The following is a 25,754-nucleotide window of genomic DNA, read 5'->3' on the forward strand; positions in this document are numbered from 1 at the left end:
ATGTATGTTCCCTTTGAAGAAATGCCGAAATCATCGAAAATATGGATTTATCAATCCGATCGAAAATTATCCGATGAAGAAATAGCAGAGGCCGATAAAATCGTTAAAGAATTTGTAGAAAACTGGGCAGCACATAGTACACCTTTACAGGCATCATATATAATTAAGTACAACCGCTTTATTATTCTGGCAGTAGATCAGGAATATCATGCTGCTTCAGGTTGCTCCATCGATTCTTCAGTACGAATAATCCAGGAACTTGAAAATAAATTTGGAGTTGATCTGTTGGATAAAATGAACGTAACCTATCGTACCGGTGAATTCATTACCCACAAAACTCTGGTAGATTTCAAAAAGATGGCAAAAGAAAGAGCTGTTAATAAAAATACCATCGTATTTAACAATCTGGTAAACACCATCGAAGAGTTTGAAGAATTCTGGGAAATACCGGCTGAGGAGAGCTGGCACAGCCGCTTCTTTTAAAATCCTTAATATTTACTAAAAAATTATAATTTTCATCCTCAAAAGGTTATTTTTGAGGATGTTTTTATTTCAAAAAAATGCTATGAGATTATTTATTTTACTTCTTATCGTATGTGCTCAAACTATGTATGCCCAAAAGAGAAACATTTCTGTTGAAGAGGCTTGGGTAAACAGAGTATATGATGAGATGACTCTTGAAGAAAAAATAGGGCAGCTTTTTATGGTAGCTGCTTATTCCAATAAAACAGAAAGTCATGTAAATGAATTGATGAGCCTGGTTCAGAATCAGAGAATCGGCGGTGTTATCTTTTTTCAGGGCGGTCCCGGTCGTCAGGCTAAAATCACCAATAAACTTCAAAATGCGTCTAAATTGCCTTTATTTGTAGGGATCGATGCAGAGTGGGGCCTAAGCATGCGTTTAGATTCTACTTACCGTTATCCTTGGAATATGTCTTTAGGAGCAGTTCAGGATATGAAATTATTGGAACAGATGGGAGTACAAATGGCAGAACAAGCCAATAGAATGGGGGTACATTTTACATTTGGTCCTGTAGTAGATATCAATAACAATGCGGCTAATCCGATCATTGGAAACCGATCATTCGGAGAGACACGTGAGATCGTAGCCGAAAGAGCTCTGGCAGTCATGAAAGGATTACAATCTCAGAATGTATTTGCAACAGCAAAGCATTTTCCGGGCCATGGAGATACTTCTACAGATTCTCATCATTCACTGCCTTATCTTGACTTTTCTAAAAAGCGATTATACGATATAGAATTATACCCGTATAAAAAACTCATTCAGAATGGTTTGGCAAGTATTATGGTAGCGCATCTGGATGTTCCTGCTTTTGAACCACAAAAGGGGGTCCCTACTTCCTTATCGTATAATACCATTACTAAAATTCTTAAAGAAGATCTGGAGTTTGAAGGACTTATTTTTACCGATGCTTTGAATATGAAAGCAGCTTCTACTTACAAAGGAGCCGGAGAGGTAGATCTTGCTGCTTTTCTTGCGGGTAATGATGTAATGTTGTTTTCTGAAAATGTACCTCTGGCAATTCAGAAATTTGTTGAAGCCTATCAAAACGGTAAGTTTGATGACAACCGTCTCGAATATTCTGTTAAAAAGATTTTAGCATATAAATATAAAGCAGGACTTAATAAATACAAACCTATTGATTACGCCAATCTTTACAACGATCTGAATTCGGTTCGATATGATGTACTCAATAACAAGTTGTATGAAAATTTGGTTACCGTAATAAAAAACGAACGTCAGGAACTGCCGTTAGATACCCGATCTAAAATTGCTTACGTAAAATTGGGGGATGATGTCAATAATACCTTTGTTGACGAATTGAAAAAGTATGCCAATGTAGATGTGTTTTTTTCTACAACAGTAGATGATTCCACAATCCTTGATGCTTATGATCATGTAATTGTTGGGTTTCATAAAGCAGATGGGGCATGGAAAAAGCACGATTTTACAACAATTGAGCTCAATTTATTACAGAACATTGCCCAGAACCATAATACCACTTTAGTAGCGTTTACAAAACCGTATGCTTTGAGTGCCATTACCTTTTTTGACGATTTAAAAAGCGTAGTACTGGCTTATCAAAATAATGACTTTGCACAAAAAGTAGCTACTCAGATCATTTTCGGAGATTTGCCTTCAAAAGGAAAACTACCTGTAACCATCAATAAGTCATATCAAGTGGGAGATGGTGTTCTTTTAAAAGCGACACCCAATAAGGCCCCGAGAGGAAATTTTACCAGAGAGAAACTTGTAACGGTTGCTCCTGAAGAAGCAATAGAAGTAGTCAACAATTCTGCACCGGTTTCAGCAGATTTATATTCAACTCCTGAAAAGGAAAAGATGAATGGTGCTAAGCTGAAAGAAATTGACCGTTTGGCACAATCTGCTATCGACAGAGAATACACACCGGGTATACAGGTATTGGTAGCCCGTAATGGTAAAATTATCTATCAGAAAGCCTATGGTACATTAAGCTATGATGATAAAGCTCCGGTAACCAATGAAACAGTTTATGATTTGGCTTCATTGTCAAAAATTTTAGGCACGCTGCCGATGGTAATGAAGCTGTATGATGAAGGAAAAATAAACTTTAACAGTACACTCGGTGATTTATTGCCACGCTTTAAGAATACGGATAAAGCAAAAATAACGTTAAAAGAAATTCTTACACATCAATCCGGTTTGGTGGCATGGATCCCATTTTACAAAGAAACGTTGGAAAACGGTTATCCTTCTAAAAGTTTGTACCGAATGACCTATTCAAAAGAATTTCCCATTCAGGTAAGTGAAAATCTGTATTTGAAAAAAGGCTATCAGGATATTATTCTGGATCGTATAAAAGAATCAAAACTTGGGCCTAAAACCTATAAGTATAGCGATTTGAATTTCATTTTACTCAAAGAAATCGTTGAGTCTAAATACAACAAACCATTAGATGTTTTGGTAGAAGATACTTTTTATAAAAAAATTCAAACCAATCTCACCTATAATCCGTTACAAAAGATGGACATGCATCTTATTGCGCCAACGGAACTGGATACTTATTACAGACATACAAAAATACAGGGATATGTACATGATATGGGAGCAGCAATGTTTGGTGGTGTAGGTGGTCATGCCGGGGTTTTCGGAAATGCTGTAGATGTTTTTAAGATGATGCAGTTTTATCTGAACGGAGGGATCTATAACGGACAGCGTATTTTATCTGAAAAGACACTGAAAGATTTTAATACCTGTTATTATTGTTCTAACGGTAACAGAAGAGGAGCAGGATTTGATAAGCCACAATTAGGATCCAGCGGCCCTACGTGTGGTTGTGCGTCAAAAAACAGTTTTGGTCATACCGGCTTTACCGGAACCATGACATGGGTAGATCCGGAGTACAATCTTGTATATGTTTTTCTGTCTAACAGAACGTATCCAAACGCTGATGATAACAAATTGTCTAAAGCCAATACAAGAGAAGATATACAACAAATAATCTATGATGCTATTCAACAATGATAGAGCCTATTCGTGAATTTTTAGACCAGGTACCGCAAGAAAGACAGGATGCGATCATACAGTTATACCAAATACTTAAAACACATCTTCCGGAAGGTTTTGAATGCAGGGCAGATGCAAAATTTATTCATTTTGTAGTACCTCACAGTCTGTATGCACCAGGCTATCACTGCAATCCGAAACAGGCATTGCCCTTTGTTTCTCTTGCATCACAGAAAAACTTTATAAGTCTTTATCATATGGGACTTTATGCAGATCAAGAACTAATGGAATGGTTTGTAGCTGCTTATCCGGACCACTGTAAAACCAAACTCGATATGGGTAAAAGCTGTATCCGTTTCAAAAAAACAGAGCATATTCCATTTCAACTCCTTGGAGAACTTCTGGAAAAAATGACGGTACAACAATGGATTGAAAAATATGAACATAACCTGATGTTACACAAAAAATAAAATCAAGGAGTCTTAATTAATTATAGAAAACCCAATGAAGATAGCCATTGTTTGTTATCCCACTTTCGGAGGAAGCGGAGTAGTTGCCACTGAATTAGGTGTCTCTCTTGCTCAGAGAGGACATGAAGTACATTTTATCACCTATAGCCAGCCGGTAAGATTGGCATTGCTGAATCCGAATATATTTTACCATGAAGTAAACGTACCTGATTACCCTTTATTTCATTATCAGCCATACGAACTGGCGCTTTCGAGTAAAATTGTTGATATGGTAAAACTATATGAAATAGATATTTTACACGTTCATTATGCTATCCCGCATGCTTTTGCAGGTTATATGGCAAAAAAGATGCTTGAAGATATGGGAATCCGTTTACCTATGGTTACCACTCTTCATGGTACTGATATAACCCTGGTAGGTAACCATCCGAATTATAAAACAGCGGTTAGTTTCAGTATCAATAAATCGGATTATGTAACATCTGTTTCAGAAGATTTGAAAAAATCTACGTATGAGTTATTTGATGTAAAAAAAGAGATTCACGTCATTCCTAATTTTATAGAAGAAAAGCTTAATGGTTTTGTATCTGTGACCTGTAAACGACTTTTATTCGCTAATGATGATGAACGTATTATTACACACATCAGTAATTTCAGAAAAGTAAAGAGAATACAGGATATTATAAAAGTATTCGATGGTATTCAGAAAAAAATACCTGCAAAATTAATGATGGTGGGAGACGGACCGGAAAAAAGAGATGCAGAGAAATTAGCAGAAGAACTGGGAATATCAGATAAAATTATCTTTTTTGGAAACAGCAATGAAGTAGATAGTATCCTGCGCTATTCAGATTTATTTCTTTTACCGTCTGAAACAGAAAGTTTCGGATTAGCGGCTTTAGAAGCAATGGCGTGTGGTGTACCGGTTATTTCTTCCAATTCAGGAGGACTTCCGGAAGTTAATGTCGAAGGAGTTACAGGTTATTTAAGTAACATCGGAGATATAGATGATATGGTTAATAATGCATTAAAGGTATTGACTGATGATGATGTACTCAGCCAATTCAAAGCTAATGCTATTGAACATTCCAAAGCTTTCAGCGTAGAGAAAATTGTACCGGCATACGAAGCTTTATATCAAAAAGCGTTAAACATATAATACCTTTTTCATATTATAAAGAATGCATTATCATAGCTATGGTAAGGCATTTTTGTTTTTAATGATAAATTTGTATTTTAGCATTTAGTAGTGAAAATATAATCAACTAATCTGTTTAAATATGAGTTATTCTCTTTTGTTGTGGCAAATTTTTAATATTTTGATATTAGTGCTTCTTGTGTATGTGGTATATACTTTCTTTGTATATGTCAAACAGAAAATGAAAAAGGATGATAAACATAAACAGCTATAACTTTGTGGTTATAGCTGTTTGTATTTTGTTCTAAAAATGCATCGTTAGAGGTCGAGCTCTCCTTCTCTGCCAATATCCATTTTTTTGCCTGTAACCGCGCTGGTAGCAACTTTAAGCAATGTCATTAACTTATTGGTTTTATTATCCCAATAATAGGCTTCATTAGGGATAACTTTCAGAACCCGGATACGAGGATCTTCTTTTCCTTTTTCAAACCAGGCTTCAATAAATTTATTCCAGTACTTATCAATTCTTGCCTGATCTTTTGAAATTTCGGCTGTTGCGTTTACGCTTAAGAACTGATAATCTCCTACATGGGCAAAAGTTAAAGTTACCTTGTCATTTTTTAGTAGATGTTGATGCGTTTCGCTTTCGGAAGAAAACAAAAACCAGATATTACCTTCATCATCTACCTCCTGACGACTCATCGGAATACTATGCGGATATTCCTGATCTTTTGGAAAAGTAGATAGCATACCAATGTCGATACTATCAATCATTTGCTTAAACTTTTCGACTGCTTCTTTGTGTTGTAAATTTTCTGTACTCATAACTTGTAAATTTTCTGATTCATTTATTAAATATAAGAAATCAGGGGCAAAACAGCTTTGATTTTAACGTATAAATAACTTAACTTTTTGTGGTTTCTGCATATTTTTCATGAAACAGATGATTGGGTTTCAGGTAAACCACATGGTTTTGAAAATCCAAAATTATATTAAAGCGTTTTAAAACTTCATTTCCCAACAGATTGGTACTGTAGCCTGCCGGTTTGTTATAATTGTTGATTTGTGCCGGAACATTTTCCAGAACATATCTGCCAAAAATAAGTTGTTCTGTAGCTACTGTTTTTACAGGTATTGCTTCATTGCGCGAATTATACATAATTGTTTCTTGAATAACGGGTTGCGCATCAATCGGAAATCCGGTTTTACTGATCATCTCCGGATCTAACATAGCCGTTCTTTGGTAGCCCGTATCGAATAAAAACCGACCGCTGTATTTTTTATCCCCGGATGCTATTTCTACATTAATACAAAAATGTTCTTTCATATATTCTATGGCAAATGCTTCATAGTCAGTGCTGATTTCAGGTCGTTTGGTATAAACCGTCATCACATTGGTGTCATAATCTATTGCTACCACTTTACCGTCAAAAGCTGTCCATCCAAACATGCCTTCACAACAATATCCTGTTGTTTCCAAAGGATATATCTGCTCATGATCCCATTCAAGATCCGTAATTGTAAAATGGTTATCACTGATATCTTTCATCGTTATTTTTTTATTGGTCGGATTCAGGTATTTTTTTATGGCTGTTTTCAAAAGATAAAAGCCCGAAGCACCTGAATCAAATAACATGGGAATACTATCCTTATTATTAAGTAGTGACGTAACCTGTATGTTGTTATCAACACTTAGTGTAAAAGGAATAGTATGCTGCTGAGTGGGTATAACGGAGGAATAATTTTTTAGCTCGGGGCTTTGAAATCTTGTATTGTATAAATGGTCTTCAAACAGGACTGCTACATCAAACGTTTCATTATATTTCAAATTCACTTCAACAGAATCGATATCGGTAACCATCTTTATCGTTCTGGAATTATAGTTTTTTCCGGTAGTATAAATATCCGGATCCAATCCCGGATCCAGATTCCAATCTGTTATTAGTTCTCCGTTTTCAATAATTTTTACTTGTGATGTATTCGACTTCAATACTGGGATTTGTTGTTGTGAAAAACCATAACTAAGGTTTAAAAGCAATACAAGCGACAGGTTAATTTTCATAAGATATGATGAATAAATATTGGTGTTTCGAAGATAATAATTTTTTATGCCTCAAAAATGTATTGGCAACTTATTATTACTTTTACATAGAAAACCTCAGATTAATAATTTTTATTGTTTATTGGTAAATAAAAATACAGTCATGTTTGTGCAAATTCTGGATATTTTATTATCCAATAACGTTTTAACCTCAAAAAGACTATAGTATCCGTATCAAGTTTTTTCATAATTTAGCGGATAAAAGACAACCATAATCAGAATGATATTAGAACAGATACTGGATCAGATATATACATTACCTGTTGCTTCTAAAAAGGAATTAATGGAGTGCATCACAGAAGAACAATACCCCAAAGGGCATATTCTGATGCAGGCAGATCGCGTAGAAAAAGTGCTGTATTTTATTAAAAAAGGAATTGTAAGAGCCTTTGCACCAAGAGAATTGAAGGATATTACCTTTTGCTTTATACAGGAAGGCGAAACTGTTTTATCCATGAAAAGCTATGTTGAAAATCAAAAGGGATACGAAAATATAGAGCTTTTGGAAGATTGTGAACTCTATAAATTAGAGATAAAAAAATTATTCGAACTTTACAACCGGGATATTCATATCGCCAATTGGGGAAGAAAACTGGCTGAAAAGGAATTGCTTAAAATTGAAAGCAGAGTGATTTCTTCAGAATTATTGTCTGCGAAAGAGCGTTATGATAAATTAATGAAAGATTCTCCGGGATTTATTCAGCGAATACCACTCATGTACATCGCTTCTTATCTGGGAATGACACAGGTAAGTCTGAGTCGCATCCGCAAAGAAAAGTAATACGTTTTTATCATAGGATAAATACTGTATCCTGTATTCTCAATATTTTTGTAGTGTTTATGAGTATAACAAAAACAAAGCATGATGATAAAAGAGAATCTAAAGAAACCGTTAACCCTATCTGAGATTATTCCACCTAAAACCCGTATCAGAATGGCTGTTGCCTGGCTGGTTGTTTTGGTGTTTATCCTATTCGGATCATCCTTAACCAGCAATATGTCATCGGTTACAGCATTTTTTCTTTTTGCAGTTTTGTTAGGTACTATTATTTTATCAGCGTTCGGAGTGGTAAAAGAAGCTGATGAACTTGCACATAAACTGGGCGAGCCTTACGGAACGCTCATACTCACTTTATCTATTGTTGCTATAGAAGTTATTTTGATCGCAGCGGTATTGCTTGGACCAGGGGAAAATCCCACGATCGGAAAAGATTCTATTTTTTCTGTAATGATGATTATTATGAATCTGGTAATCGGACTTTGTATTTTGACCGGAGCCCTGAAATTCGGAGAGCAGGAATATAATGCTCCCGGAACCATGTCCTATTTAGGTATGATCATTATGCTTGGTGGCATTGGCTTGCTTCTGCCAAATTTTATTGAAGGAGCAGGTGAGGGGATGTTTAGTAATACTCAGGCTGTAGCACTCTCTGCTTTTATCATGGTATTATATGGTTCTTTTCTGTATTTGCAAATGAAAGGATACCGGCATTTGTATATACAGCCAAAAACAGGATATATGGAAATTCCTTTTGCCGAAAGAAACTCAGCGGTTCCGGATAGTAGTGTTCTTCCGGAAGAAAATAATAATAAAAAGGAAGTGTGGATCCGCTCACTGGTATTGATGGCCATGATTTTGCCTATCGTGTTGCTCTCTCATAATATGGCTGTTGTGGTTGATTTTGGTATTAAGGCAATGAATTTACCTCCTTTATTAGGCGGTGTACTGATTGCTATTATCGTATTTACTCCTGAATCAATGACAGCAGTAAAAGCAGCTCTCAATAACGAATTTCAACGTACCATCAATCTTTGTCACGGAGCTTTTGTCTCAACAGTTGGTCTTACAGTACCCGCTGTTCTTATTATCGGACTGATAACCGGAAAAACGGTTTTATTTGGACTGACTGCCACTGAAATGATTCTTTTTTGTATCACGCTTTTATTAAGCCTGATGACTTTTTTAGGAAAGCGTACCAGTCCGGTAATCGGAATCATGCATTTAGTATTGTTTGCCGTATTTATATTACTCGTTTTTAATCCTTAAAAAAGAGTTGAGCTTTTTGCTATATTCTATTTATAGAATAATTTTAAATTTTTTGTTTAATATACTTGGAAGATAGTATTTAATTTCTTAAAATTGTGAATATATCTAATCTCTCATGATATTATTATATATTCTTATATGTATTTTTATCTTTAATAGCCTGTAATGGTTCTTTTTTTCAGAAAAAAATTATCCCTGATACTGATTACTCAATTTTTAATCTATAAAATAGCTAACGATGTACAAACAGGTAGTATACAAAATAATTGCAGTCTTTTTTCTAATAGTATATTTTCATCCGAATGAAGAAACGGATATAGAAAAAATAGTACTATACATTTTATTATTAGTTTTACTAATTGTCGATATTCTTCTTACGACAATAAAGAGTATTAAAAGTAAAAAATAAAAAGGATGATTTTCTTTACTATATATTAGTAACACTAATCTGGTGTTTTAATACTAAGGGATTTTTATATTTTATTTAAAATTTTTAGCCACCCGGTTCAATGTGCGTATCGTAATGCCCAGATAGGCTGCCATATCTTCTTTTGAAATAGCAACATTCTGTCGGGACTGTAATTCCATAAGTTTGGAATAACTATGTTCCACTGTATGCAATTGCTGGTAAGAAGCGCGACTGCTGGTATTGATAATCCGTTCTGCAAAAGCATCCAGTAAAAGCCGGCTAAAAAGCGGATCTTTTTCTATTAATTCTTTAAAATACGGAAGAGAAATGCTATACGCCGTCACCTCAGTCAGTGCTTCAATCGTACACAGACACGGAATGTTTTTCAGAAATTCAATTTCACCTACCACTTCGCCTTTTCCTAAAAATTCTACAATATATTCTTTTCCATTTTCCTCATTCATAAAACATTTAATAATACCCTGTTTAATAAACAATACAGCATGAGCAGTTGTTCCCTGCTGTAGTACAAAAGAGTGCTTTGAAAAATCTTTTAATATAATAGCTTCTTTACGGGCTTGTAGTTCATAAAGACGTTCTATATACGCTAAAAAAGGAGTATTGGTGCGAAGCATATAATCGGGTTGGGACAAATGTCCTTTTTTTTATTATGGGTTGTGTTCAATTTTGCAGCTGAAAAATACAAAAGTAATCAGGAGAGGTAAAATAATGCTTTTTGTTACAATCAATCATTTTCTATCTCCGAGATTATAGATGTTCAACAATCAAAATTAATAAAAATGAAACAACAAATAAACATTGAAACATGGGAAAGAAAAGACCATTTTCACTTTTTCAGTCAATTTCAGGAACCTTTTTTTGGCGTTACAGTATCCGTAAACTGCACAAAAGCATACCAACTGGCTAAAGAACACCAATATTCCTTTTTCCTGTATTATCTGTATCAGGCACTAAAAGCTGCGAATGAAACAGAAAACTTTCGATACAGGATCATCGATGGAAAAGTTTACCTTTTTGATGAAGTGCATGCTTCGCCGACTATTAACCGTCCGGACGGTACTTTTGGCTTTTCATATATGAATTATAAAGATGAGCAAGAAGATTTTTTCGCCAATGCAAAGCAAGTGATTACAGAAGTGCAGCAAACAAAAGGATTGATTCCTGCTGTTTCGGGTGAAAATGTCATTCATTTTTCAGCTATTCCGTGGCTCAACTTTACTTCTTTGTCTCATGCGAGAAGCTTTACTTTTCCGGACAGCTGTCCGAAAATTTCATTTGGAAAAATGATGGAAGAAAATGGAAATAAAACAATGGCGGTTTCTGTTCACGGTCATCATGGATTAATGGACGGATACCATGTAGGCCTTTTTATTGACAGATTTCAGGAGCTTTTAAATCAGTAAGTACTCTTTTGATGGTAGCAGCTTCTTTTTAAGAGTTTCTAAAACCCATAAAAAAGGAGTACTTTTACTTTAAAACCATAGGGAATGAAACAGCTATTACGGATCACGTGTACCTTTTTTATTTTTCAACATGCTTTGGCTCAACTACCGGACTCGCTTAAAAATCAAGGCAATGATATCTGGAGCGGACATTATCTTTTGAAGCCTTACGACGATTCAAAGCTTGACGACTTTGATGCAAAAAAAATAATCATACAAAAGGCGTCAGATGCAGTACCAGAAGATTTACCTTCTAAATACAAAACGAATGCAGAACGCTGGCTCATAATTGATGCTGAAAATCAAAACGAACAAACTGAAGCAAGAACGTTTTTATTTAATGAAGAAGATGATGAGTATACAGAGTTTGGCTGGAGTGAGTTGCATAAGAAAGGATGTATGGAATGTATATATGCCGATCATTTTTTTCTGTGTCAGACACAACCCAATAGTAAGATCCGTTTTAGCGATGAAGGATCTTTTGAAAGCAAAACAGGGATATTTGGTGTAATGTTACACTACGGACTCTTTGAAATGGAAAAAATTAAGCAATGAAGCAAAACTTAAAGTATACCTCCTTTACTGTATTTTTAAAGGAGGTATAATTTTGAAGCATCAGGAGCAATTAACAGCCTGATCTAAAAGTTCGGCATTTGCGGTTTTAAATTCTATTGACCGGTTTATTTTTAGTTCTTCTTTCGCTGTTTCAGGATTAAATTCTGCATCAAAAAAATCTATTCTAAGTTTTTTCGCTTTCTTTAAATTTTCGAAGAATGGTTTCATATTCTTGTTTTTACCGGAAGCAAACGGATTTTCATAACTTTTTCCATCGAGATAAAAAACCACTTTTGCATGATATTGTGAAGTGGCACTCGAAAAATCGAGACCTCCCATTTCTCCGTCTCCATAACGATCGGAATATTCGATCAGATACCCCGGTTTTTTAGAGGTATCAGAACAATGAACAGATAAGGAAAGGATATAGTCAGAATTTGAAAAATTACGGATGTAATTTTCTCCCTTATATTTGATGAGTACCCAACCATCTTTAGAAGCCATCTTATCTATTGTGGTTAATTGAGATTCTGATAAATTATCCGCTTCGATAATGTGTTTGTTTTGAGCATAAGACAGCAGGCCTGTCAACAGCAATGTGCTGATAAAGAAATATTTTTTCATAATAAAAGGGTTACAATTTTTAAGTTAATTTATAACATTTTTATTAAAAGCGGTATTTAATATGGTTTTTATTTTTGAGCTGAGAATGGATCAGAAGATTTTGATTTAGAGAACAACTGAAAATCGAAAAGGAAATGATTAACTTTGATATTATCCTTATAATTTCAAAAAATGTTTGACTTCCGATTAAAAGTTTTTGATACCGTTGCCAAAAGACTCAATTTTACAAGAGCAGCCCGTGAATTACATATTACCCAGCCAGCAGTTACTAAACATTTTCAAGAGATTGAACATCAGTTAGGTACACAGCTGTTTGATCGGAACGGGACTAAGATAAGTCTTACAGCTTCGGGTAATGTATTGCTGAAATATACTGAACAGCTTTTTGGTATTTACCGCAATATGGAATTCGAAATAGCCCAGCTCAGCAAGCAGTATAAAGGTTTGTTGCGTATCGGAGCCAGTACCACCATTGCCCAGTATGTATTACCACCTGTACTGGCTGAATTTCATGGAAAATTTAAAGACATCAAAATTGAGCTGACCATACATAATACCGAAATGATTGAACAATTACTGGAACAGAAAAAAATTGATATTGGTTTGATTGAAGGTTCCTCTAAAAGCTCTTTGTTTCATTACACTCCATTTTTAAAAGATGAAATTGTGCTCGTTGCCAAAGCGGCTCATCCATTGGCACAGAAGAACATGCTCAAAGCAGAAGATTTAAAAAGTATTCCTTTATTGCTCAGAGAACCCGGGTCAGGTACATTGGAAACCCTGTCATTTGCTCTTAAATCGGTTGGGATAAAAATAAATGAACTGCAAGTAGAAATGCAGTTGGGAAATACGGAGAGTATTAAACTGTATTTATTGCATTCAGATGCCATGGCATTGCTTTCTATACACTCTGTATTACAGGAATTAAGAAATAATACGCTTACCATTATTGATGTAAAAAAATTATCTATCGAACGCGATTTTCAATTTATTCAGTTATTGGGAGCACACAACAGTCTTACTGCCTTGTTTCTCAATTTTGCACAACGTTATAACTTCAAGTTATAGCTCATGTTCTTTTTTGATTTCTTCAGTAATCGGTTTTTAATCAATTTTATATCTCAATTGGTTAAGAAATGAAAACAGTTATCTCTTTACAGCAATACATTAAAAAGCATCCAAAGGTGCAAAGAGCGTTCTTTATTCTATTAGGAATAAGTTGTTTGCTTCCTTTTTTTTCAGCTCCTTTAGCTTTAGTTCTTGGTTTTTTTACAGCCATATCCATCGGCAATCCTTATGAAATTCGTACAAAAAAACTTACACAGCTTTTACTGCAGTTTTCTGTAGTGGGTTTAGGTTTTGGAATGAATATGGACAGTGCTTTAAAAGCGGGAAAAGAAGGCTTTATTTTTACGGTTTTGAGTATAATAGCCGTGCTGCTGTTAGGGTTTATATTAATGCGGTTATTCAAAATAGAACGAATCACGGCTTATCTGATAGCAGCAGGAACAGCCATTTGCGGAGGAAGTGCTATAGCTGCAGTTGCACCTGTTATCAAAGCCAAACCCGGACAGATATCGGTAGCTCTTGCTGCAGTATTTATTCTAAATGCAGCTGCTCTAATTTTGTTTCCTTTGATAGGGCATTGGTTGCATTTATCACAACATCAGTTTGGTCTGTGGAGTGCGATTGCCATACATGACACCAGTTCTGTTGTAGGAGCCGGCAGTAAATATGGTACAGAAGCATTGCAGATTGCTACAACCGTAAAACTCGCACGTGCTCTTTGGATTATTCCGCTTTCTTTTTTTTCTGTATTGTTATTTAAAAACAAAGAAGCTAATATCAAAATACCCTGGTTTATCGGTTGTTTTGTTATTGCTATATGTCTTAATACGTATGTACCGATGATTCAAACGTTGAGTCTGTACTTGGTGTCTTTGGCGAAGGCAGGACTCATGCTTACCTTATTTCTGATTGGTGCAGGACTTTCTTTTAAAGTTATCAGAACGGTTGGAGTTAAGCCCTTACTGTTTGCCCTTGTATTGTGGTTTTTTATTGCAGCAGCCAGTCTTTTGGTAATAGTAGGGCAGTAATGAATAAAAGAGTAATGTTGTAATCAATTATACTTATCTTTGAAATAGAAGTCTAATCTTGCATGAAATACTTTTTATCTTCTTTATCGATATTATTGGTTTATCTATTGACCTGGAACAGAGATTTGATTGCTTTTTTTGTAAAAGAACGGCAAACACAACAGATAGAAGATTTTTTTTCGGACAGTCTTACTATCGGAAGAAAAGGAAAAAATAAAATTGAAATTTCAAAAATAAGAAATGAAGATGCCTGTGAAGTAATACTCTCTTTTTACAGCAGAGAAGGTAAAAACTGGCTTCTTAAAAATCGGTTTCAGTTTGCTAAAGATCTTATTACAGATATAGATCCGCAGATAAGCGATTTCAATAATGACGGGTATAATGATATTACGTATGTCTCAAATGTAGCTGCCAGAGGTGCCAATGAAATTCGCAGGCTGCTTATTTATGATCCGGCAAAAGATGTTTTGATTCCGATTCAAAATTCTGAGGAATATCCGAATATGGCTTATAATAAAGAGTTAAATTGTATTGATGCCTTTTTAGTACATGGCGGATCATCAACCGTATTTCTTATTTTGGAAGGAAATCAACTCAAAGAGATTGCAAGCGTTCATAATGACAGCCATCGGACTGTATATAAAACAGATAAAAAAGGTAATAGTATTCTTATCAGCACAGATACCCTGAATCCGGAAGATATCTATATGCGTTATAAAAACTTTGATCCGCCCGAATTTTAGCGGTTATAAAATCCAACTACGGCTGATCTTAATATTATTTTAAGAAGTTATGAGGCAAAATGTTTTAATTTAGTAGGCAATGCGCAGTATGTATTGCGCTTTTCATTTTTAAATACCTAAATAAACTATACAAGTATGGCATGGAATCCTGACACCTATGACAAGTTCAAATCAGAACGATATCAACCTTATTATGATTTGGTAAGCCATATAGAAAAAGGACCTCATCAGAAAATAATTGATCTGGGATGCGGAACAGGAGAGCTAACGAAATTTCTTGCTGAAACTTTTGAAGATGCTACTGTTTTAGGAATTGATACATCAGCAGAAATGCTTGCAAAGGCACCTGAGCGTACTAATCTTTCTTTTGAACAGAAAAGCATTGAAAAACAAGTAAGTGAAAAACAGAAATGGGATGTAATATTTTCCAACGCTGCTTTGCAATGGGCTGATGATCATGATAAACTATTTTCAGAACTTATTTCTTTATTGGCTCCCAACGGACAATTGGCTGTACAGATGCCTTCACAGACAGAAAACATTCTCAATAAAATATTATTGCAGTTGGTACAGGAAAAACCCTACAGCGAGGCCCTCCATAACTGGAAAAGGCTTTCTCCGGTTTTACCGATTGAGCACTACACTACATTATTTTTTGAGAAGGGCGGTAAAAATTTTCAGATATACGAAAAAGTATATCCTATTATTGCCCAGACTTCAGATGAATTATATGAATTCATTTCAGGTTCTGCATTGATTCCCTATATGGAGCGCCTGGATGAGGAGCTTCAATATAGCCTGACACAAGAATTTAAAAGAAGAATAGCGGCAGCTTTTCCCAAAATGCCTGCTGTATATGCCTTTAAACGAATTATATTATATGCCCGGTTTTAATTTACACAGTCGGATAAAGTATTATTAAATAAAAAAGATAAATGAATAAGCAGCATTTCTATAATCTTTGTATTGAATGGACCGGGAATGTCGGTACAGGAACTGCGGGTTAGAAGAGTTATGAAAGGAGCCATACTGTAAAAATAGACGGAAAACCGGACATAATGCTTTCTGCAGATCCGGCATTCAGAGGAGATAATACCCGCTATAATCCCGAAGAACTTTTACTGGCTTCGCTCGCAAGCTGTCACATGTTGTGGTTTTTACACCTTTGTTCAGATAAAGGAATTATCGTTACAGCGTATACTGATCATCCAACCGGTATTATGGAAGAAACACAAACCGGGAGTGGCAGATTTGTAGAAGTTACTTTAAGACCTCATGTTACGGTACAAAATCAACAGGATCAGCAACAGTTATCGGAACTGCATAAAAAATCCCGTGAACTCTGTTTCATTGCCAATTCGGTCAATTTCCCGGTTAAACATGAACCCGTATTCCATAACAATACTCAAGCTGCAAAGAACTAAAAAATAGAAAGAAACGTCATGGATGACACAAAATATCAGCTGTATAAATGTACTTCTGAAAAAGAAATACCGTATGATTTATTATTATTGGCAGATGAGACAATTGAAGCCATTAATGCCTATATAACCGATTGTGATGTTTATTTGTTACGGCAAACAGATAACATACAGCCATTCGCAGTTGCCGCCTTATATAAGATTGATGAGAAAACTGTTGAAATAAAAAATATAGCTGTTTCAGAAACGTTACAAAATAAAGGCATTGGAAAATATCTGATGGATAAGATAAAGGAAATAGCAAGAGAACAGCAGTATCAATATCTGATTGTAGGAACTTCTGACAGTGGATTTCGCCAGTTAAATTTTTACAGGAAAAACGGATTTAAAGAGTTTGACGTCAGAAAAAATTTTTACACGGACAATTATCCCGAACCGATAATTGAGAATGGTAATGTATTGCGTGATATGATTTTGTTAAAAACAGAATTATAGGTTTCTATTTTTTGTAATTGTCTCCATCGTTTTATTTTTGCATGATGATCACAACTTAATTTTATAAAAAGTATTTAGTATGCGTATTTGTTTTATTACTGCTTTATGTATGGGTAGCTTATTTTTTTCCGCTTGTAACGAACGGGTTGTAAAAATTGAAAATGTTTCGACACCGGAAGCGGAACAACAAAATGCAACAGATTCTGTTGTGTACACATCTGATGATCTTACCATTCGCAAAATTTCAAATCAGGTATATGAACACAATTCTTTTTTAAATACCGATAGTTTTGGAAGAGTTCCGTGTAACGGTATGATTGTGATCGATAATGGGGAAGCAGTTGTTTTTGATACGCCCGCTGATTCAATAAGTTCAAAGGAACTCCTTGATTTTTTAGTAAATAAACAGCATTATAAAGTGAATGCTGTTATTGCGACTCATTTTCATGCCGATTGTGTAGCCGGATTAAAAGAATTTCATCAGGCAAAAATTCCCTCTTATGCTCAGGAGCGTACTATTGCTTTCTTAAAAGAACAGAACAGTCCGTTTGATGTACCTTTTAACGGGTTTCAAGATACTTTGGAACTAAAAGTAGGTAACAAGAAGGTATATGCAGGATTTTTTGGTGAAGGTCATACAAAAGATAATATAGTAGGTTATTTCCCGGATGATAAAGTTTTGTTTGGCGGTTGTCTTATCAAAGAGCAGGGAGCAGGAAAAGGAAATCTGGAAGATGCAAACGAAAAAGATTGGGCAGCTACTGTAGAAAAAGTTAGAAACCGCTTTCCGGAAACGCAGATTATTATCCCGGGACATGGGAAAACGGCAGGTCCTGAATTATTTGATTATACCATAGAATTATTTAAATAGAGGTTAAAACGGTTTTTGAGAACCGTTTTTTTATTTTAAGAAAAAAATAGAATAGTATTCAGAGACTATTTCGAGTTATTAAGGCAGCATTTCTTCTCACATATTATCGTATTTTTGAAACAGGTTTACATAACAATCATGGATACGTTTAGAAATCATCTGGAAAAATTTATCGTTTTGGAGGATGGGGAATTTACAGAAATTCTTGCATTCTTTGAATATGAAAAGGTTTCAAAAAAGCAAAATCTACAGATAGCAGACACCATTTGTAAAAAGCATTATTTCGTAATCAGTGGCTGTCTTAGAAAGTTTTTTATAAACGACAGAGGAGTAGAACAGACAACAGAATTTGCTATTGAAAATTGGTGGATTACAGATCATATTGCTTATGAAAGACAGCTGCTTTCACCATTTGCCATTCAGGCGGTAGAGTCTTCTATAGTACTCTCTATTGATTATCATTCACAGGAAAAACTGTTGATGAAACATCCTAAAATAGAGCGTTATTTTCGCTATATTTATCAAAGGGCTTTTGCCGCTTCACAAATGAGAATTAAATATCTGTATGATTTTTCAAGAGAAGAATTGTATTTTCATTTCATTCAAAATTATCCTGAATTTATACAGCGTATACCCCAATATCTGGTAGCCTCTTTTTTAGGATTTACACCAGAATATTTGAGTGAAATAAGAAAAAAATCACCGCTGATTTCTAAGAAAAAGCGGTGATGATAGGAGGTTAATATATTTAGCGTTTTATATTTTTTTGAGCCTGATTTAAAAGGATCGGATTGGTTTGTGCAGGCAAAGTTCTCGAAATAAGAATGACTTCATCAGATGATGTACAGCTTCCGTTGTCCAGTGTCCAGCGCAATGTTGTAATACTGTTAGACAAGGTCGTGACGGTTGTCTGTGGATTGTTACTGTCGTCAATGATTACTGAACTGTTGTCCAAAGCTATGGTGTCCCGTAGTACAGAAACCACTTCCCATCGGCCTTCATGATCAGAACCGATATTAGCGGATAGGGTAAAATACCTTTTATTTAATGATTGATCAGGTCCTGCGTTCGCCTGTATGAGTTCTTTAATAACAATTTGTGCCGGATTGGAAGGTTTACTGAGGCATTCACGTGTTTTTACCACATAATAATATCTAATACCGGCTTCGTCACCAGATGGTGTAAAAAAAGCATCTGTTGCACCCACGACCGGAGTTCCACCTATGTTGATATCATACTCACTGACATACCACTGGTACGTATAGCCTTTTTCAGCAACACCATTGTCTATGGAAAGTGCGTTTACTGAAGTATGTAAACAATAGGTGCCATCGGTTAAACTTTCGTTGATCACAAAATCTTCCACAACAGCTACTGTATAAACAGTAGAAAAAGCCGTTGAACAAGGATTGTTTCCAACTACCGCGCGGTACTGCATACTGTTTTGTAAGGCAGGTGTGGTATAACTTGTTCCCTGATGCGGAATCTCTGTCCATATACTGCCGTTGATGGTTTTTTGCTGCCAGCTGATGATCTTTCCTCTTTGATTGGTAAGATTAAGCGTGATATTTTGTCCGGGACATATAAGATCTTTATTACTGTTGATAGAACCTCCGAGACTTGGCTGTGATACGGTTATCAGTTTTGTTACTTCAGAAATACAGCCCGTAGATGAGGTTAATTTCAGATGTAGGGTCACTTGTGCAGTATTTGCATTAGGAAGAAAACCAACCGTAGCATTCGTAGCTGGAGTTGAAAACGTTCCGCCTGTTAGGGTCCATAGATAAGTATTTCCTGATGTCTGATCAACACTATTGGCGGCAATACTTACGCCGTTATTACATATTACATCGCTGACACTTATTTGTGCCTGTACCAATTCCGGAATACTCATACTCATGGAATTACTGCTACAAGTAATCAGATTTTTCAAACGCACGACAATTCTGTATTGAACACTGTTACCCGCAGTCAGATTGCTGAATAACGGTGATGGCTGAAAGCTTCCGGATTGCGTATTACCAGATGTTGTAGTTTGTAATTGATACTCATAATCTGTACCTAAAGGCGATATTACTTCTAAACTTCCTTTTGGATTGGAACAGGTAGGCTGTGTGATTTTAACTTGGGGAACAGATACCTGAGCTACAGAAACAGATCCTGATAAGTTAGCAGACACTCCATTGGCGTCCGTGATTTTTATTAAACTATACGTTCCTACTGCCGCATTTGTAATAGTATAAGTAGGAGAGGTAAGGTTGGTCACTGTGGTAGCAGTACCGTTATAACTATAAGAAAGCGTCCAGGGAGCCTGTCCGTAATTTTTGAAAATTACATCCGGAAGAGGGGTTCCTGTACAAACGGCTCCACCACCCGATATGGTGGCTTTCGGCATTGGTTTAACCTGAACGGACGCTGTATTATTATCCGTATTAGGATCATATTTGGCTCCAATTACACCAGCGGTATTCAAATAATTACCACTGTCATTCACACGGGCAGTAATCTGTAGTTGATACTCACCCTGATTGGGCATATTAGAGATAAATAGATTTCCGGTTTCATTCAGATAGGCAGCACTTGATGGACTATGGCTTATATAAGTAAATCCGGACGGCATCAGATCATTGAGTGTTACTGCTGTAGCATTTTGAGGACCAAGATTTTTTACTCTTAGAGTAAATACAACATTTTCGCCTGTTTGAGGAGTAACTTTATCTACTGTTTTCGTGATACTCAAATCGGCTAAACCGATGACAATATTAACAGTTGCCTGATCACAGGTACCATTCGGATCACAAATTTCATATATAAAAGAATCTGTACCTGTATAATTAGGATTCGGAGTATACGTAAAGGTGTTGTTAGCATTGATGCTGACAGTTCCGTGTGTGGGATTGGTGACAATATTGGTATTTATAATTGTCCCGGGTTGATATATATCATTAGCCAGATAGGGAATGCTGACACTTTCATCTACATTTGTCTGTACTTCATCTCCGTAAGCGGCCAGAATTTTTATAAAAGCCGTATTATAAGCAAGAAAAGCCGGATCACTCGAACCAGCCAGTTTATAACGCAATTGATACACTTGTTTATAATTTTGCATATTGATACCAAATGCGCTGGCATCTCTTGCCCACAACCGTATATCACGAAACGTGTTTTTTATTCCTTCGGTACCTGCGATCGGATTAAAAAAATCTACATTCCAGGAACCTACAGCTGGTGCCAGAGCATTTTCGTTGAAATTGATAAGGACTTTATTTCCGATCAGATTTCCGTTTATATCTTCAAAATATACTTCGTCAAAATTAGAATTGGGCTGTGCTACCTGAGTAACCAGAATATCCGGAACACCATCACCAATCTGATTCGGGTCAAAAATAGCTCTGAATACAAATGTCAGTGCCTGAGAAGTAGATGGAATATTGGTTACGGCTGTTCCGAGATCCAATCCGTTTTTCCCGCGTTTTAAGATATGAGAAATTTGTCCGGGAAGTGAAAAAGGTGGAGGAAAGGCTGTTACATTATTGATTCCGTCATACATTTGTCCAAAACCAAAAAACAGAGAAGAACCATCTTTTAAAGGAATATCTTTGACCGGGAAAGCCTGAAAATTTGTATTTACAAAACCAATACCTCTTGCTACCAGTTTTGTATTGTCAACTCCCGTTGCATAGGTTATACCATTGAATCGAAATCCTAACAGGTTATGAGAGTTGTCAGGACGTATGGCGTTAATAGCCCCTTCACCGGAAGACCAGAAACCATTATAATCTGTATAGATGTGTGTAATTCTCGGGTTGGTTTGTGCAGTTGCATAAAATGGGGATAATAAGAATAGGCTTATAATAAATGCTGTAAATATTGTTTTCATCTTTGGGTAGTATTCGGGCTGACAAAAATAATTATTTAATATTATAAATAGTTAAAACCATTAAAAATTGTTTGATTACTTCTTATATGAGTAAAAAAAATATTGATTAATATGTATTTTAAACTGTTTTTGTGAATTTTTTTTAATATTCTATTATCTTAAACCAGTTTAATTTTTTTCTAAAAAAAGATTAGTAAAAAGCAAAAATAGGCAAAACGGTTAAAACCGTTGCTCTGCAGTAGTTTATAAATTGATGGTCCTCGATTGGAAGTTAGTGTACAACAGGTTTTGGTCTTAAAATGACACGGTTAGGTTACTAAATCATTACCTGTTTTGAATTGCAACTTTAGATTTAATAGGTTATAATTCAGTCTTTTGCACTCTTTTTTATCTTTCCTTGTAACTCATTGAAATTTAATTTTAAACATTAAAATTTGAGTTATGGAGACAGTGAAAAGATCCACCTTCAAGCTATTGTTTTACTTGAAGAAAAACGAACCGAAAAAGAATGGTAATGTTCCGGTGATGGGACGTATTACTATTGATGGAACACCAAAAACTTTTGGTACTAAACTAGAAATCGACCCCAATGCCTGGGATTTAAAACACGGTCGTGTTCAGGGCAAGAGTGCAACAGCACTCAATACTAACCAGAAACTGGATAAAATACGTGTGCGTATCAATAAGATTTATGATGATATGCTAAAAGACGAGGGCTTTGCGACTTCGCAGAAAGTAAAGCTATCCTTTCTTGGTGTAGGCGTGATGGATGATGCGGTGCTCAAAGTTTTCAAAGAACAAAATGAAGATTTTGAGAAGATGGTGGCAAAAGGTAAACGATCACCAAACACTTATTACAAATACAAAATTGTTTTCAACCATTTGACTGAATTTATAAAGGCAAGGTATCATCGGGATGATATGGCTTTTCGTGAACTTACATCCGATTTTATAAGGGAGTTTGATTTTTTCCTTCGTATCGATAAAGAATGTACGCACAATACGGTATGGGTTTATACAATGCCTGTTATCGCTTTAGCTGACCTGGCTATCAAAAAAGGATTGATACGTCAAAATCCATTTGAGGATTACGAGATCAGTATGGAAGAAACTGACCGCAGCTTTCTTTTGAAAGAAGCCGTGGAAACATTATTGTTCTTAAAACCATCCAAGCCAAAATATGAACTTGTTAAGGACCTGTTTATTTTCAGTTGCTTTACAGGCTTGTCTTATATTGACGTTAAAAAACTGAAATGGAGCAATATTCAATCTTTCTTTGACGGCCATCAGTGGATTATCAGCCGAAGAAAGAAATCAGACGTTGCATCAAATGTTCGTTTAATGGAAATTCCAAAACGGATCATTGAAAAGTACAGGGGTGTTACTCGAAATGATTTTATATTTCCAGTTCCTTCCAACGCTACATGCAATAACTATGTAGGTAAACTGATGGAGGAAGCTGAGATTGTAACGGAACAAAAAGTAACGTTCCATACGGCACGTCATACATTCGCTACCATGTTTCTAACAGAGGGAGTACCGCTTGAAAGTCTTAGTAAGATGATGGGGCATAAAAATATTGCTACCACACAGATTTACGCAAAGATAACGAGCCAGAAAATTAGTAAAGACATGGATTTGGTTTCACCAAAATTTGCAGCTATGGAATCTGCATTTATTACAATGGAACCGGATATTCCTTTACAGCAAGATTTAATGATTGATGAAGAAGAATTGGAACTCGTTACTTAACATTACAACATTAATTTGGAGAGCAGGATTTGATAATCCTGCTTTTTTTATGCCCCTATAAATCCATAAAGCACATTTACCCCTCCCTATATCCTGTCATAAAAGAGCTTTATTAGATATTCTTGAAAAGACAGATTGCAAAACGCCTGTCTACTTCCCAAACCTTGTTTTTCCTTCTCTCTTTTAAGATGGCTCTTAAGAGCCGCAAATTAAAAAACAGTTTAAAAATTCATGCAGGTAGTGCCTGTATTGTCATCCTATCAGCCATTTGCTCAATGCCTTTCCCACTGGCTTCCACATTATTTTTTTTCCAAGAACCGGTATGCTGTTTTTGTCCCATTTCAAGAGCAAAGGTATTTCAGTGTTCTTAACGCAACAGCAAGGTCGTACCCTTTGGGTTTGTAAAATAATCTCCACCCATGCGGGTCGTATTTTTTTGACAAAACCTTGCTGCCGCTAAACACTAACCTTTTATGCTCGTGAAACGAAACAAAGCATACTCCGGCTCTTTACACGAATAAAAAAAATGTCAGAAATGAAAAATATCAGCATTGGAAATGGAAAAAGTGAAACGAAAACAAGCACCTCCTCTCATTGCCGAATAAATCAAATCAAAAAAAATCAAACAGGAATTTAACAACGTAAAAATCGAAAATCATGAACATCACAGGAAGACTGACAAGGGATGCGGAAGTACGCACAACGTCACAGGACAAACAAGTAGTAAACTTTTCAGTAGCAACAAACGACAGCTACAAAAACAAGCAGGGCGAACGCATAGAGCAAACAACCTATTTCGACTGCTCGTACTGGATAACTCCCAACGTAGCCAGACTACTCACAAAAGGCACACTGGTAGAACTGACAGGCAGGGTAAGTACAAGAGCGTGGACAGGTAATGACAGAGAGCCAAGAGCAGGACTGAATTTCCATACCTCACAAATCAAACTGCACGGAGGTAGCAGGAAAGCAGAAACCGTACAGGCTACTGACAATAACAACAAAGGCAAGGTTACAGCGGAACAGACCGAAGACGACCTACCATTTTAACAACAATCAAATATTCATTTTTCAAACTTTTAAAATTTCAACAGCATGGCACATAATATCAATTTCAACAGCAAAACAGGACGTTACTCATTTTTTAGCGTAAAGGAAAAAGCGTGGCACGGTTTGGGGCAAATCGTACAGGATTACCCAACAAGCGAGCAAGCAATCAGACACGCAGGGTTAGATTATGAAGTGGTAAAATCTCCACTCTTTACAAAAGGTTCGGGCATTATCGAAACCACTAACGGTATAGAGATAGGCAGTAGCGAACTGGAAGTGCCTAACTATTTCGCCAACATACGCACCGATAACAATGCCGTATTGGGCGTGGTGGGTAAAGACTACCATATCGTACAAAACAGGGATGCTTTTTCATTCTTTGACAGTATTGTAGGCGGTACGGACGGCATTTTATACGAAACCGCAGGAGCTTTGGGCAACGGTGAACGCATCTTCATTACAGCCAAATTGCCGAGTTATATCCGTGTGGGTAATGGCGATGATGTGACAGAAAAATACATCTTCCTTACGACTTCGCATGACGGTAGCGGAAGCATTACAGCCGCTTTTACACCTATCCGTATCGTTTGCCAAAACACCTTAAACGCTTCTTTACGCAATATGAGCAATGTGGTACGCATCAAGCACACTGCAGGAGCAAAACAACGTTTGGACAATGCCCATAAAGTAATGGGACTGGCTAACCAGTTCAGCGACCAGTTAGAGGGGATTTTCAATGAGTGGACAAAAGTTAAAGTTTCAGACCAAGAGGTTAAAAAGCTAATCCAACTGGCACTTTGCCCCAATAAGGAAACATTGGAACTGTTGAAAAAAGGTGCGGAAGATGAAGTTTCAACCGTATTCAAAAACGTGGTTGAAGATGCTTTTGCCTATGCAATGATAAGCGATACCCAACAAATGGACACCACCAAAGGCACGTTGTTCGGGGCATACAATGCGGTTACAGGCTACTATCAGAACGTAAGAAGCTACAAAGACAACGAAGCGAAGTTACAGAGTATTGTAATGGGCGGTACTGCTCAACTCAAATCACAGAAAGCATTTGAATTATGTACCTCTTTTCAGAAAGTCGGTGCAGAGGTTTTCCAACTCAATTAATTAACCACA

The 25,754-nt window shown here is 36.0% G+C and carries 28 protein-coding genes; 22 read left to right on the top strand and 6 right to left on the bottom strand.

Going from position 1 to position 25,754, the window contains the following annotated elements; all coding sequences use genetic code 11:
- The 4 genes from QW060_RS05730 to bshA all read left to right on the top strand — a co-directional run bounded on the left by QW060_RS05730 (position 1) and on the right by bshA (position 5,140).
- The gene (locus tag QW060_RS05730) at positions 1 to 483 is read left to right on the top strand and encodes an ABC transporter ATPase (protein WP_290362692.1); all 483 of its coding nucleotides are present in this window, start codon (positions 1 to 3) and stop codon (positions 481 to 483) included.
- An 82-nt stretch (positions 484 to 565) separates the two neighbouring features.
- Positions 566 to 3,529 carry a glycoside hydrolase family 3 N-terminal domain-containing protein gene (locus tag QW060_RS05735; RefSeq protein WP_290362693.1) on the top strand — a complete coding sequence of 988 codons (2,964 nt, stop codon included), beginning with the start codon at positions 566 to 568 and terminating at the stop codon, positions 3,527 to 3,529.
- Positions 3,526 to 3,981 carry a DUF1801 domain-containing protein gene (locus QW060_RS05740; protein ID WP_290362694.1) on the top strand — a complete coding sequence of 152 codons (456 nt, stop codon included), beginning with the start codon at positions 3,526 to 3,528 and terminating at the stop codon, positions 3,979 to 3,981. Before QW060_RS05735 ends, QW060_RS05740 begins: the two co-directional genes overlap by 4 nt.
- A gap of 34 nt (positions 3,982 to 4,015) precedes the next feature.
- Positions 4,016 to 5,140: an N-acetyl-alpha-D-glucosaminyl L-malate synthase BshA gene (gene bshA / locus QW060_RS05745; RefSeq protein ID WP_290362695.1), complete on the top strand. Its 1,125-nt coding sequence runs from the start codon at positions 4,016 to 4,018 to the stop codon at positions 5,138 to 5,140.
- 297 nt (positions 5,141 to 5,437) lie between these two features.
- Here the strand turns inward: bshA and QW060_RS05750 are convergent, their stop codons facing one another.
- Positions 5,438 to 5,944, bottom strand: a complete 507-nt coding sequence (locus tag QW060_RS05750) for a pyridoxamine 5'-phosphate oxidase family protein (RefSeq protein WP_290362696.1) — start codon at positions 5,942 to 5,944, stop codon at positions 5,438 to 5,440.
- Positions 5,945 to 6,023: 79 nt separating this feature from the next.
- Entirely contained in the window at positions 6,024 to 7,181 is a 1,158-nt protein-coding gene (locus QW060_RS05755) for an aspartyl protease family protein (RefSeq protein WP_290362697.1), read from the bottom strand.
- Between the two features lie 46 nt (positions 7,182 to 7,227).
- Here QW060_RS05755 and QW060_RS05760 point away from each other — a divergent pair, with 46 nt between their 5' ends.
- The 4 genes from QW060_RS05760 to QW060_RS05775 all read left to right on the top strand — a co-directional run bounded on the left by QW060_RS05760 (position 7,228) and on the right by QW060_RS05775 (position 9,676).
- The gene (locus QW060_RS05760; RefSeq protein WP_290362698.1) at positions 7,228 to 7,386 is read left to right on the top strand and encodes a hypothetical protein; all 159 of its coding nucleotides are present in this window, start codon (positions 7,228 to 7,230) and stop codon (positions 7,384 to 7,386) included.
- Positions 7,387 to 7,440: 54 nt separating this feature from the next.
- On the top strand, positions 7,441 to 8,001 hold the full coding sequence (locus QW060_RS05765; RefSeq protein WP_290362699.1) for a Crp/Fnr family transcriptional regulator: 561 nt from the start codon (positions 7,441 to 7,443) through the stop codon (positions 7,999 to 8,001).
- 81 nt (positions 8,002 to 8,082) lie between these two features.
- Positions 8,083 to 9,267, top strand: coding sequence for a calcium:proton antiporter (locus QW060_RS05770; protein WP_290362700.1), 1,185 nt, complete (start codon positions 8,083 to 8,085; stop codon positions 9,265 to 9,267).
- 238 nt (positions 9,268 to 9,505) lie between these two features.
- A complete protein-coding gene (locus tag QW060_RS05775; RefSeq protein WP_290362701.1) occupies positions 9,506 to 9,676 on the top strand; it encodes a hypothetical protein in 171 nt (56 codons plus the stop codon).
- A gap of 71 nt (positions 9,677 to 9,747) precedes the next feature.
- Here QW060_RS05775 and QW060_RS05780 read toward each other — a convergent pair whose 3' ends face one another.
- Entirely contained in the window at positions 9,748 to 10,329 is a 582-nt protein-coding gene (locus QW060_RS05780) for a Crp/Fnr family transcriptional regulator (RefSeq protein ID WP_397385828.1), read from the bottom strand.
- A gap of 147 nt (positions 10,330 to 10,476) precedes the next feature.
- On the opposite strand from QW060_RS05780, the gene QW060_RS05785 reads away from it, so the two are divergent.
- Together QW060_RS05785 and QW060_RS05790 are read left to right on the top strand one after the other, a co-directional pair.
- A complete protein-coding gene (locus QW060_RS05785) occupies positions 10,477 to 11,100 on the top strand; it encodes a chloramphenicol acetyltransferase (RefSeq protein ID WP_290362702.1) in 624 nt (207 codons plus the stop codon).
- A gap of 84 nt (positions 11,101 to 11,184) precedes the next feature.
- A complete protein-coding gene (locus QW060_RS05790) occupies positions 11,185 to 11,694 on the top strand; it encodes a phosphate ABC transporter permease (RefSeq protein ID WP_290362703.1) in 510 nt (169 codons plus the stop codon).
- A 60-nt stretch (positions 11,695 to 11,754) separates the two neighbouring features.
- Here QW060_RS05790 and QW060_RS05795 read toward each other — a convergent pair whose 3' ends face one another.
- Positions 11,755 to 12,318: a hypothetical protein gene (locus tag QW060_RS05795; RefSeq protein WP_290362704.1), complete on the bottom strand. Its 564-nt coding sequence runs from the start codon at positions 12,316 to 12,318 to the stop codon at positions 11,755 to 11,757.
- A 171-nt stretch (positions 12,319 to 12,489) separates the two neighbouring features.
- Here QW060_RS05795 and QW060_RS05800 point away from each other — a divergent pair, with 171 nt between their 5' ends.
- The 4 genes from QW060_RS05800 (at position 12,490) to QW060_RS05815 (ending at position 16,051) form a co-directional block, all read left to right on the top strand.
- Positions 12,490 to 13,386, top strand: coding sequence for a LysR family transcriptional regulator (locus tag QW060_RS05800; protein WP_290362705.1), 897 nt, complete (start codon positions 12,490 to 12,492; stop codon positions 13,384 to 13,386).
- Between the two features lie 68 nt (positions 13,387 to 13,454).
- Entirely contained in the window at positions 13,455 to 14,414 is a 960-nt protein-coding gene (locus QW060_RS05805) for a YeiH family protein (protein ID WP_290362706.1), read from the top strand.
- Positions 14,415 to 14,476: 62 nt separating this feature from the next.
- A complete protein-coding gene (locus QW060_RS05810; RefSeq protein WP_290362707.1) occupies positions 14,477 to 15,157 on the top strand; it encodes a hypothetical protein in 681 nt (226 codons plus the stop codon).
- Positions 15,158 to 15,292: 135 nt separating this feature from the next.
- Positions 15,293 to 16,051, top strand: coding sequence for a methyltransferase domain-containing protein (locus QW060_RS05815; protein WP_290362708.1), 759 nt, complete (start codon positions 15,293 to 15,295; stop codon positions 16,049 to 16,051).
- Here QW060_RS05815 and QW060_RS28020 read toward each other — a convergent pair.
- Entirely contained in the window at positions 16,048 to 16,185 is a 138-nt protein-coding gene (locus tag QW060_RS28020; RefSeq protein WP_317623166.1) for a hypothetical protein, read from the bottom strand. The two genes, QW060_RS05815 and QW060_RS28020, sit on opposite strands and share 4 nt — an antisense overlap.
- Before the next feature lie 30 nt (positions 16,186 to 16,215).
- Here QW060_RS28020 and QW060_RS05820 point away from each other — a divergent pair, with 30 nt between their 5' ends.
- The 4 genes from QW060_RS05820 (at position 16,216) to QW060_RS05835 (ending at position 18,673) form a co-directional block, all read left to right on the top strand.
- A complete protein-coding gene (locus QW060_RS05820; protein ID WP_317623167.1) occupies positions 16,216 to 16,581 on the top strand; it encodes an OsmC family protein in 366 nt (121 codons plus the stop codon).
- A gap of 18 nt (positions 16,582 to 16,599) precedes the next feature.
- Entirely contained in the window at positions 16,600 to 17,073 is a 474-nt protein-coding gene (locus QW060_RS05825) for a GNAT family N-acetyltransferase (protein WP_290362709.1), read from the top strand.
- A gap of 79 nt (positions 17,074 to 17,152) precedes the next feature.
- Positions 17,153 to 17,944, top strand: coding sequence for a subclass B1 metallo-beta-lactamase (bla, locus tag QW060_RS05830; RefSeq protein ID WP_397385833.1), 792 nt, complete (start codon positions 17,153 to 17,155; stop codon positions 17,942 to 17,944).
- A gap of 138 nt (positions 17,945 to 18,082) precedes the next feature.
- A complete protein-coding gene (locus QW060_RS05835) occupies positions 18,083 to 18,673 on the top strand; it encodes a Crp/Fnr family transcriptional regulator (RefSeq protein ID WP_290364704.1) in 591 nt (196 codons plus the stop codon).
- Between the two features lie 19 nt (positions 18,674 to 18,692).
- Here the strand turns inward: QW060_RS05835 and QW060_RS05840 are convergent, their stop codons facing one another.
- The gene (locus QW060_RS05840; RefSeq protein WP_290362710.1) at positions 18,693 to 21,824 is read right to left on the bottom strand and encodes an Ig-like domain-containing protein; all 3,132 of its coding nucleotides are present in this window, start codon (positions 21,822 to 21,824) and stop codon (positions 18,693 to 18,695) included.
- Positions 21,825 to 22,265: 441 nt separating this feature from the next.
- Between QW060_RS05840 and QW060_RS05845 the strand changes: the two genes are divergently transcribed.
- The 4 genes from QW060_RS05845 to QW060_RS05860 all read left to right on the top strand — a co-directional run bounded on the left by QW060_RS05845 (position 22,266) and on the right by QW060_RS05860 (position 25,745).
- Positions 22,266 to 23,576 carry a site-specific integrase gene (locus tag QW060_RS05845; RefSeq protein ID WP_290362711.1) on the top strand — a complete coding sequence of 437 codons (1,311 nt, stop codon included), beginning with the start codon at positions 22,266 to 22,268 and terminating at the stop codon, positions 23,574 to 23,576.
- A gap of 231 nt (positions 23,577 to 23,807) precedes the next feature.
- Positions 23,808 to 23,981, top strand: coding sequence for a hypothetical protein (locus tag QW060_RS05850; RefSeq protein WP_290362712.1), 174 nt, complete (start codon positions 23,808 to 23,810; stop codon positions 23,979 to 23,981).
- Between the two features lie 252 nt (positions 23,982 to 24,233).
- The gene (locus QW060_RS05855) at positions 24,234 to 24,626 is read left to right on the top strand and encodes a single-stranded DNA-binding protein (protein ID WP_290362713.1); all 393 of its coding nucleotides are present in this window, start codon (positions 24,234 to 24,236) and stop codon (positions 24,624 to 24,626) included.
- A gap of 45 nt (positions 24,627 to 24,671) precedes the next feature.
- Entirely contained in the window at positions 24,672 to 25,745 is a 1,074-nt protein-coding gene (locus tag QW060_RS05860; RefSeq protein WP_290362714.1) for a DUF932 domain-containing protein, read from the top strand.
- Positions 25,746 to 25,754: the final 9 nt, after the last annotated feature.

This window comes from Paenimyroides ceti (genome assembly GCF_030409925.1).

Excerpts from the sequence above, each read along its gene's own strand:
- QW060_RS05845 (WP_290362711.1), top strand. The coding sequence starts at position 22,266 with ATGGAGACAGTGAAAAGATCCACCTTCAAGCTATTGTTTTACTTGAAG.
- QW060_RS05810 (WP_290362707.1), top strand. The coding sequence starts at position 14,477 with ATGAAATACTTTTTATCTTCTTTATCGATATTATTGGTTTATCTATTG.
- QW060_RS05860 (WP_290362714.1), top strand. The coding sequence starts at position 24,672 with ATGGCACATAATATCAATTTCAACAGCAAAACAGGACGTTACTCATTT.
- QW060_RS05840 (WP_290362710.1), bottom strand. The coding sequence starts at position 21,824 with ATGAAAACAATATTTACAGCATTTATTATAAGCCTATTCTTATTATCC.
- bshA (WP_290362695.1), top strand. The coding sequence starts at position 4,016 with ATGAAGATAGCCATTGTTTGTTATCCCACTTTCGGAGGAAGCGGAGTA.
- QW060_RS05800 (WP_290362705.1), top strand. The coding sequence starts at position 12,490 with ATGTTTGACTTCCGATTAAAAGTTTTTGATACCGTTGCCAAAAGACTC.
- QW060_RS05750 (WP_290362696.1), bottom strand. The coding sequence starts at position 5,944 with ATGAGTACAGAAAATTTACAACACAAAGAAGCAGTCGAAAAGTTTAAG.
- QW060_RS05760 (WP_290362698.1), top strand. The coding sequence starts at position 7,228 with ATGCCTCAAAAATGTATTGGCAACTTATTATTACTTTTACATAGAAAA.
- QW060_RS05820 (WP_317623167.1), top strand. The coding sequence starts at position 16,216 with ATGCTTTCTGCAGATCCGGCATTCAGAGGAGATAATACCCGCTATAAT.
- QW060_RS05740 (WP_290362694.1), top strand. The coding sequence starts at position 3,526 with ATGATAGAGCCTATTCGTGAATTTTTAGACCAGGTACCGCAAGAAAGA.
- QW060_RS05770 (WP_290362700.1), top strand. The coding sequence starts at position 8,083 with ATGATGATAAAAGAGAATCTAAAGAAACCGTTAACCCTATCTGAGATT.
- QW060_RS28020 (WP_317623166.1), bottom strand. The coding sequence starts at position 16,185 with ATGGCTCCTTTCATAACTCTTCTAACCCGCAGTTCCTGTACCGACATT.
- QW060_RS05795 (WP_290362704.1), bottom strand. The coding sequence starts at position 12,318 with ATGAAAAAATATTTCTTTATCAGCACATTGCTGTTGACAGGCCTGCTG.
- QW060_RS05775 (WP_290362701.1), top strand. The coding sequence starts at position 9,506 with ATGTACAAACAGGTAGTATACAAAATAATTGCAGTCTTTTTTCTAATA.
- QW060_RS05815 (WP_290362708.1), top strand. The coding sequence starts at position 15,293 with ATGGCATGGAATCCTGACACCTATGACAAGTTCAAATCAGAACGATAT.
- QW060_RS05790 (WP_290362703.1), top strand. The coding sequence starts at position 11,185 with ATGAAACAGCTATTACGGATCACGTGTACCTTTTTTATTTTTCAACAT.
- QW060_RS05850 (WP_290362712.1), top strand. The coding sequence starts at position 23,808 with ATGCAGGTAGTGCCTGTATTGTCATCCTATCAGCCATTTGCTCAATGC.
- QW060_RS05735 (WP_290362693.1), top strand. The coding sequence starts at position 566 with ATGAGATTATTTATTTTACTTCTTATCGTATGTGCTCAAACTATGTAT.
- QW060_RS05835 (WP_290364704.1), top strand. The coding sequence starts at position 18,083 with ATGGATACGTTTAGAAATCATCTGGAAAAATTTATCGTTTTGGAGGAT.
- QW060_RS05855 (WP_290362713.1), top strand. The coding sequence starts at position 24,234 with ATGAACATCACAGGAAGACTGACAAGGGATGCGGAAGTACGCACAACG.
- QW060_RS05785 (WP_290362702.1), top strand. The coding sequence starts at position 10,477 with ATGAAACAACAAATAAACATTGAAACATGGGAAAGAAAAGACCATTTT.
- bla (WP_397385833.1), top strand. The coding sequence starts at position 17,153 with ATGCGTATTTGTTTTATTACTGCTTTATGTATGGGTAGCTTATTTTTT.
- QW060_RS05825 (WP_290362709.1), top strand. The coding sequence starts at position 16,600 with ATGGATGACACAAAATATCAGCTGTATAAATGTACTTCTGAAAAAGAA.
- QW060_RS05805 (WP_290362706.1), top strand. The coding sequence starts at position 13,455 with ATGAAAACAGTTATCTCTTTACAGCAATACATTAAAAAGCATCCAAAG.
- QW060_RS05755 (WP_290362697.1), bottom strand. The coding sequence starts at position 7,181 with ATGAAAATTAACCTGTCGCTTGTATTGCTTTTAAACCTTAGTTATGGT.
- QW060_RS05765 (WP_290362699.1), top strand. The coding sequence starts at position 7,441 with ATGATATTAGAACAGATACTGGATCAGATATATACATTACCTGTTGCT.
- QW060_RS05730 (WP_290362692.1), top strand. The coding sequence starts at position 1 with ATGTATGTTCCCTTTGAAGAAATGCCGAAATCATCGAAAATATGGATT.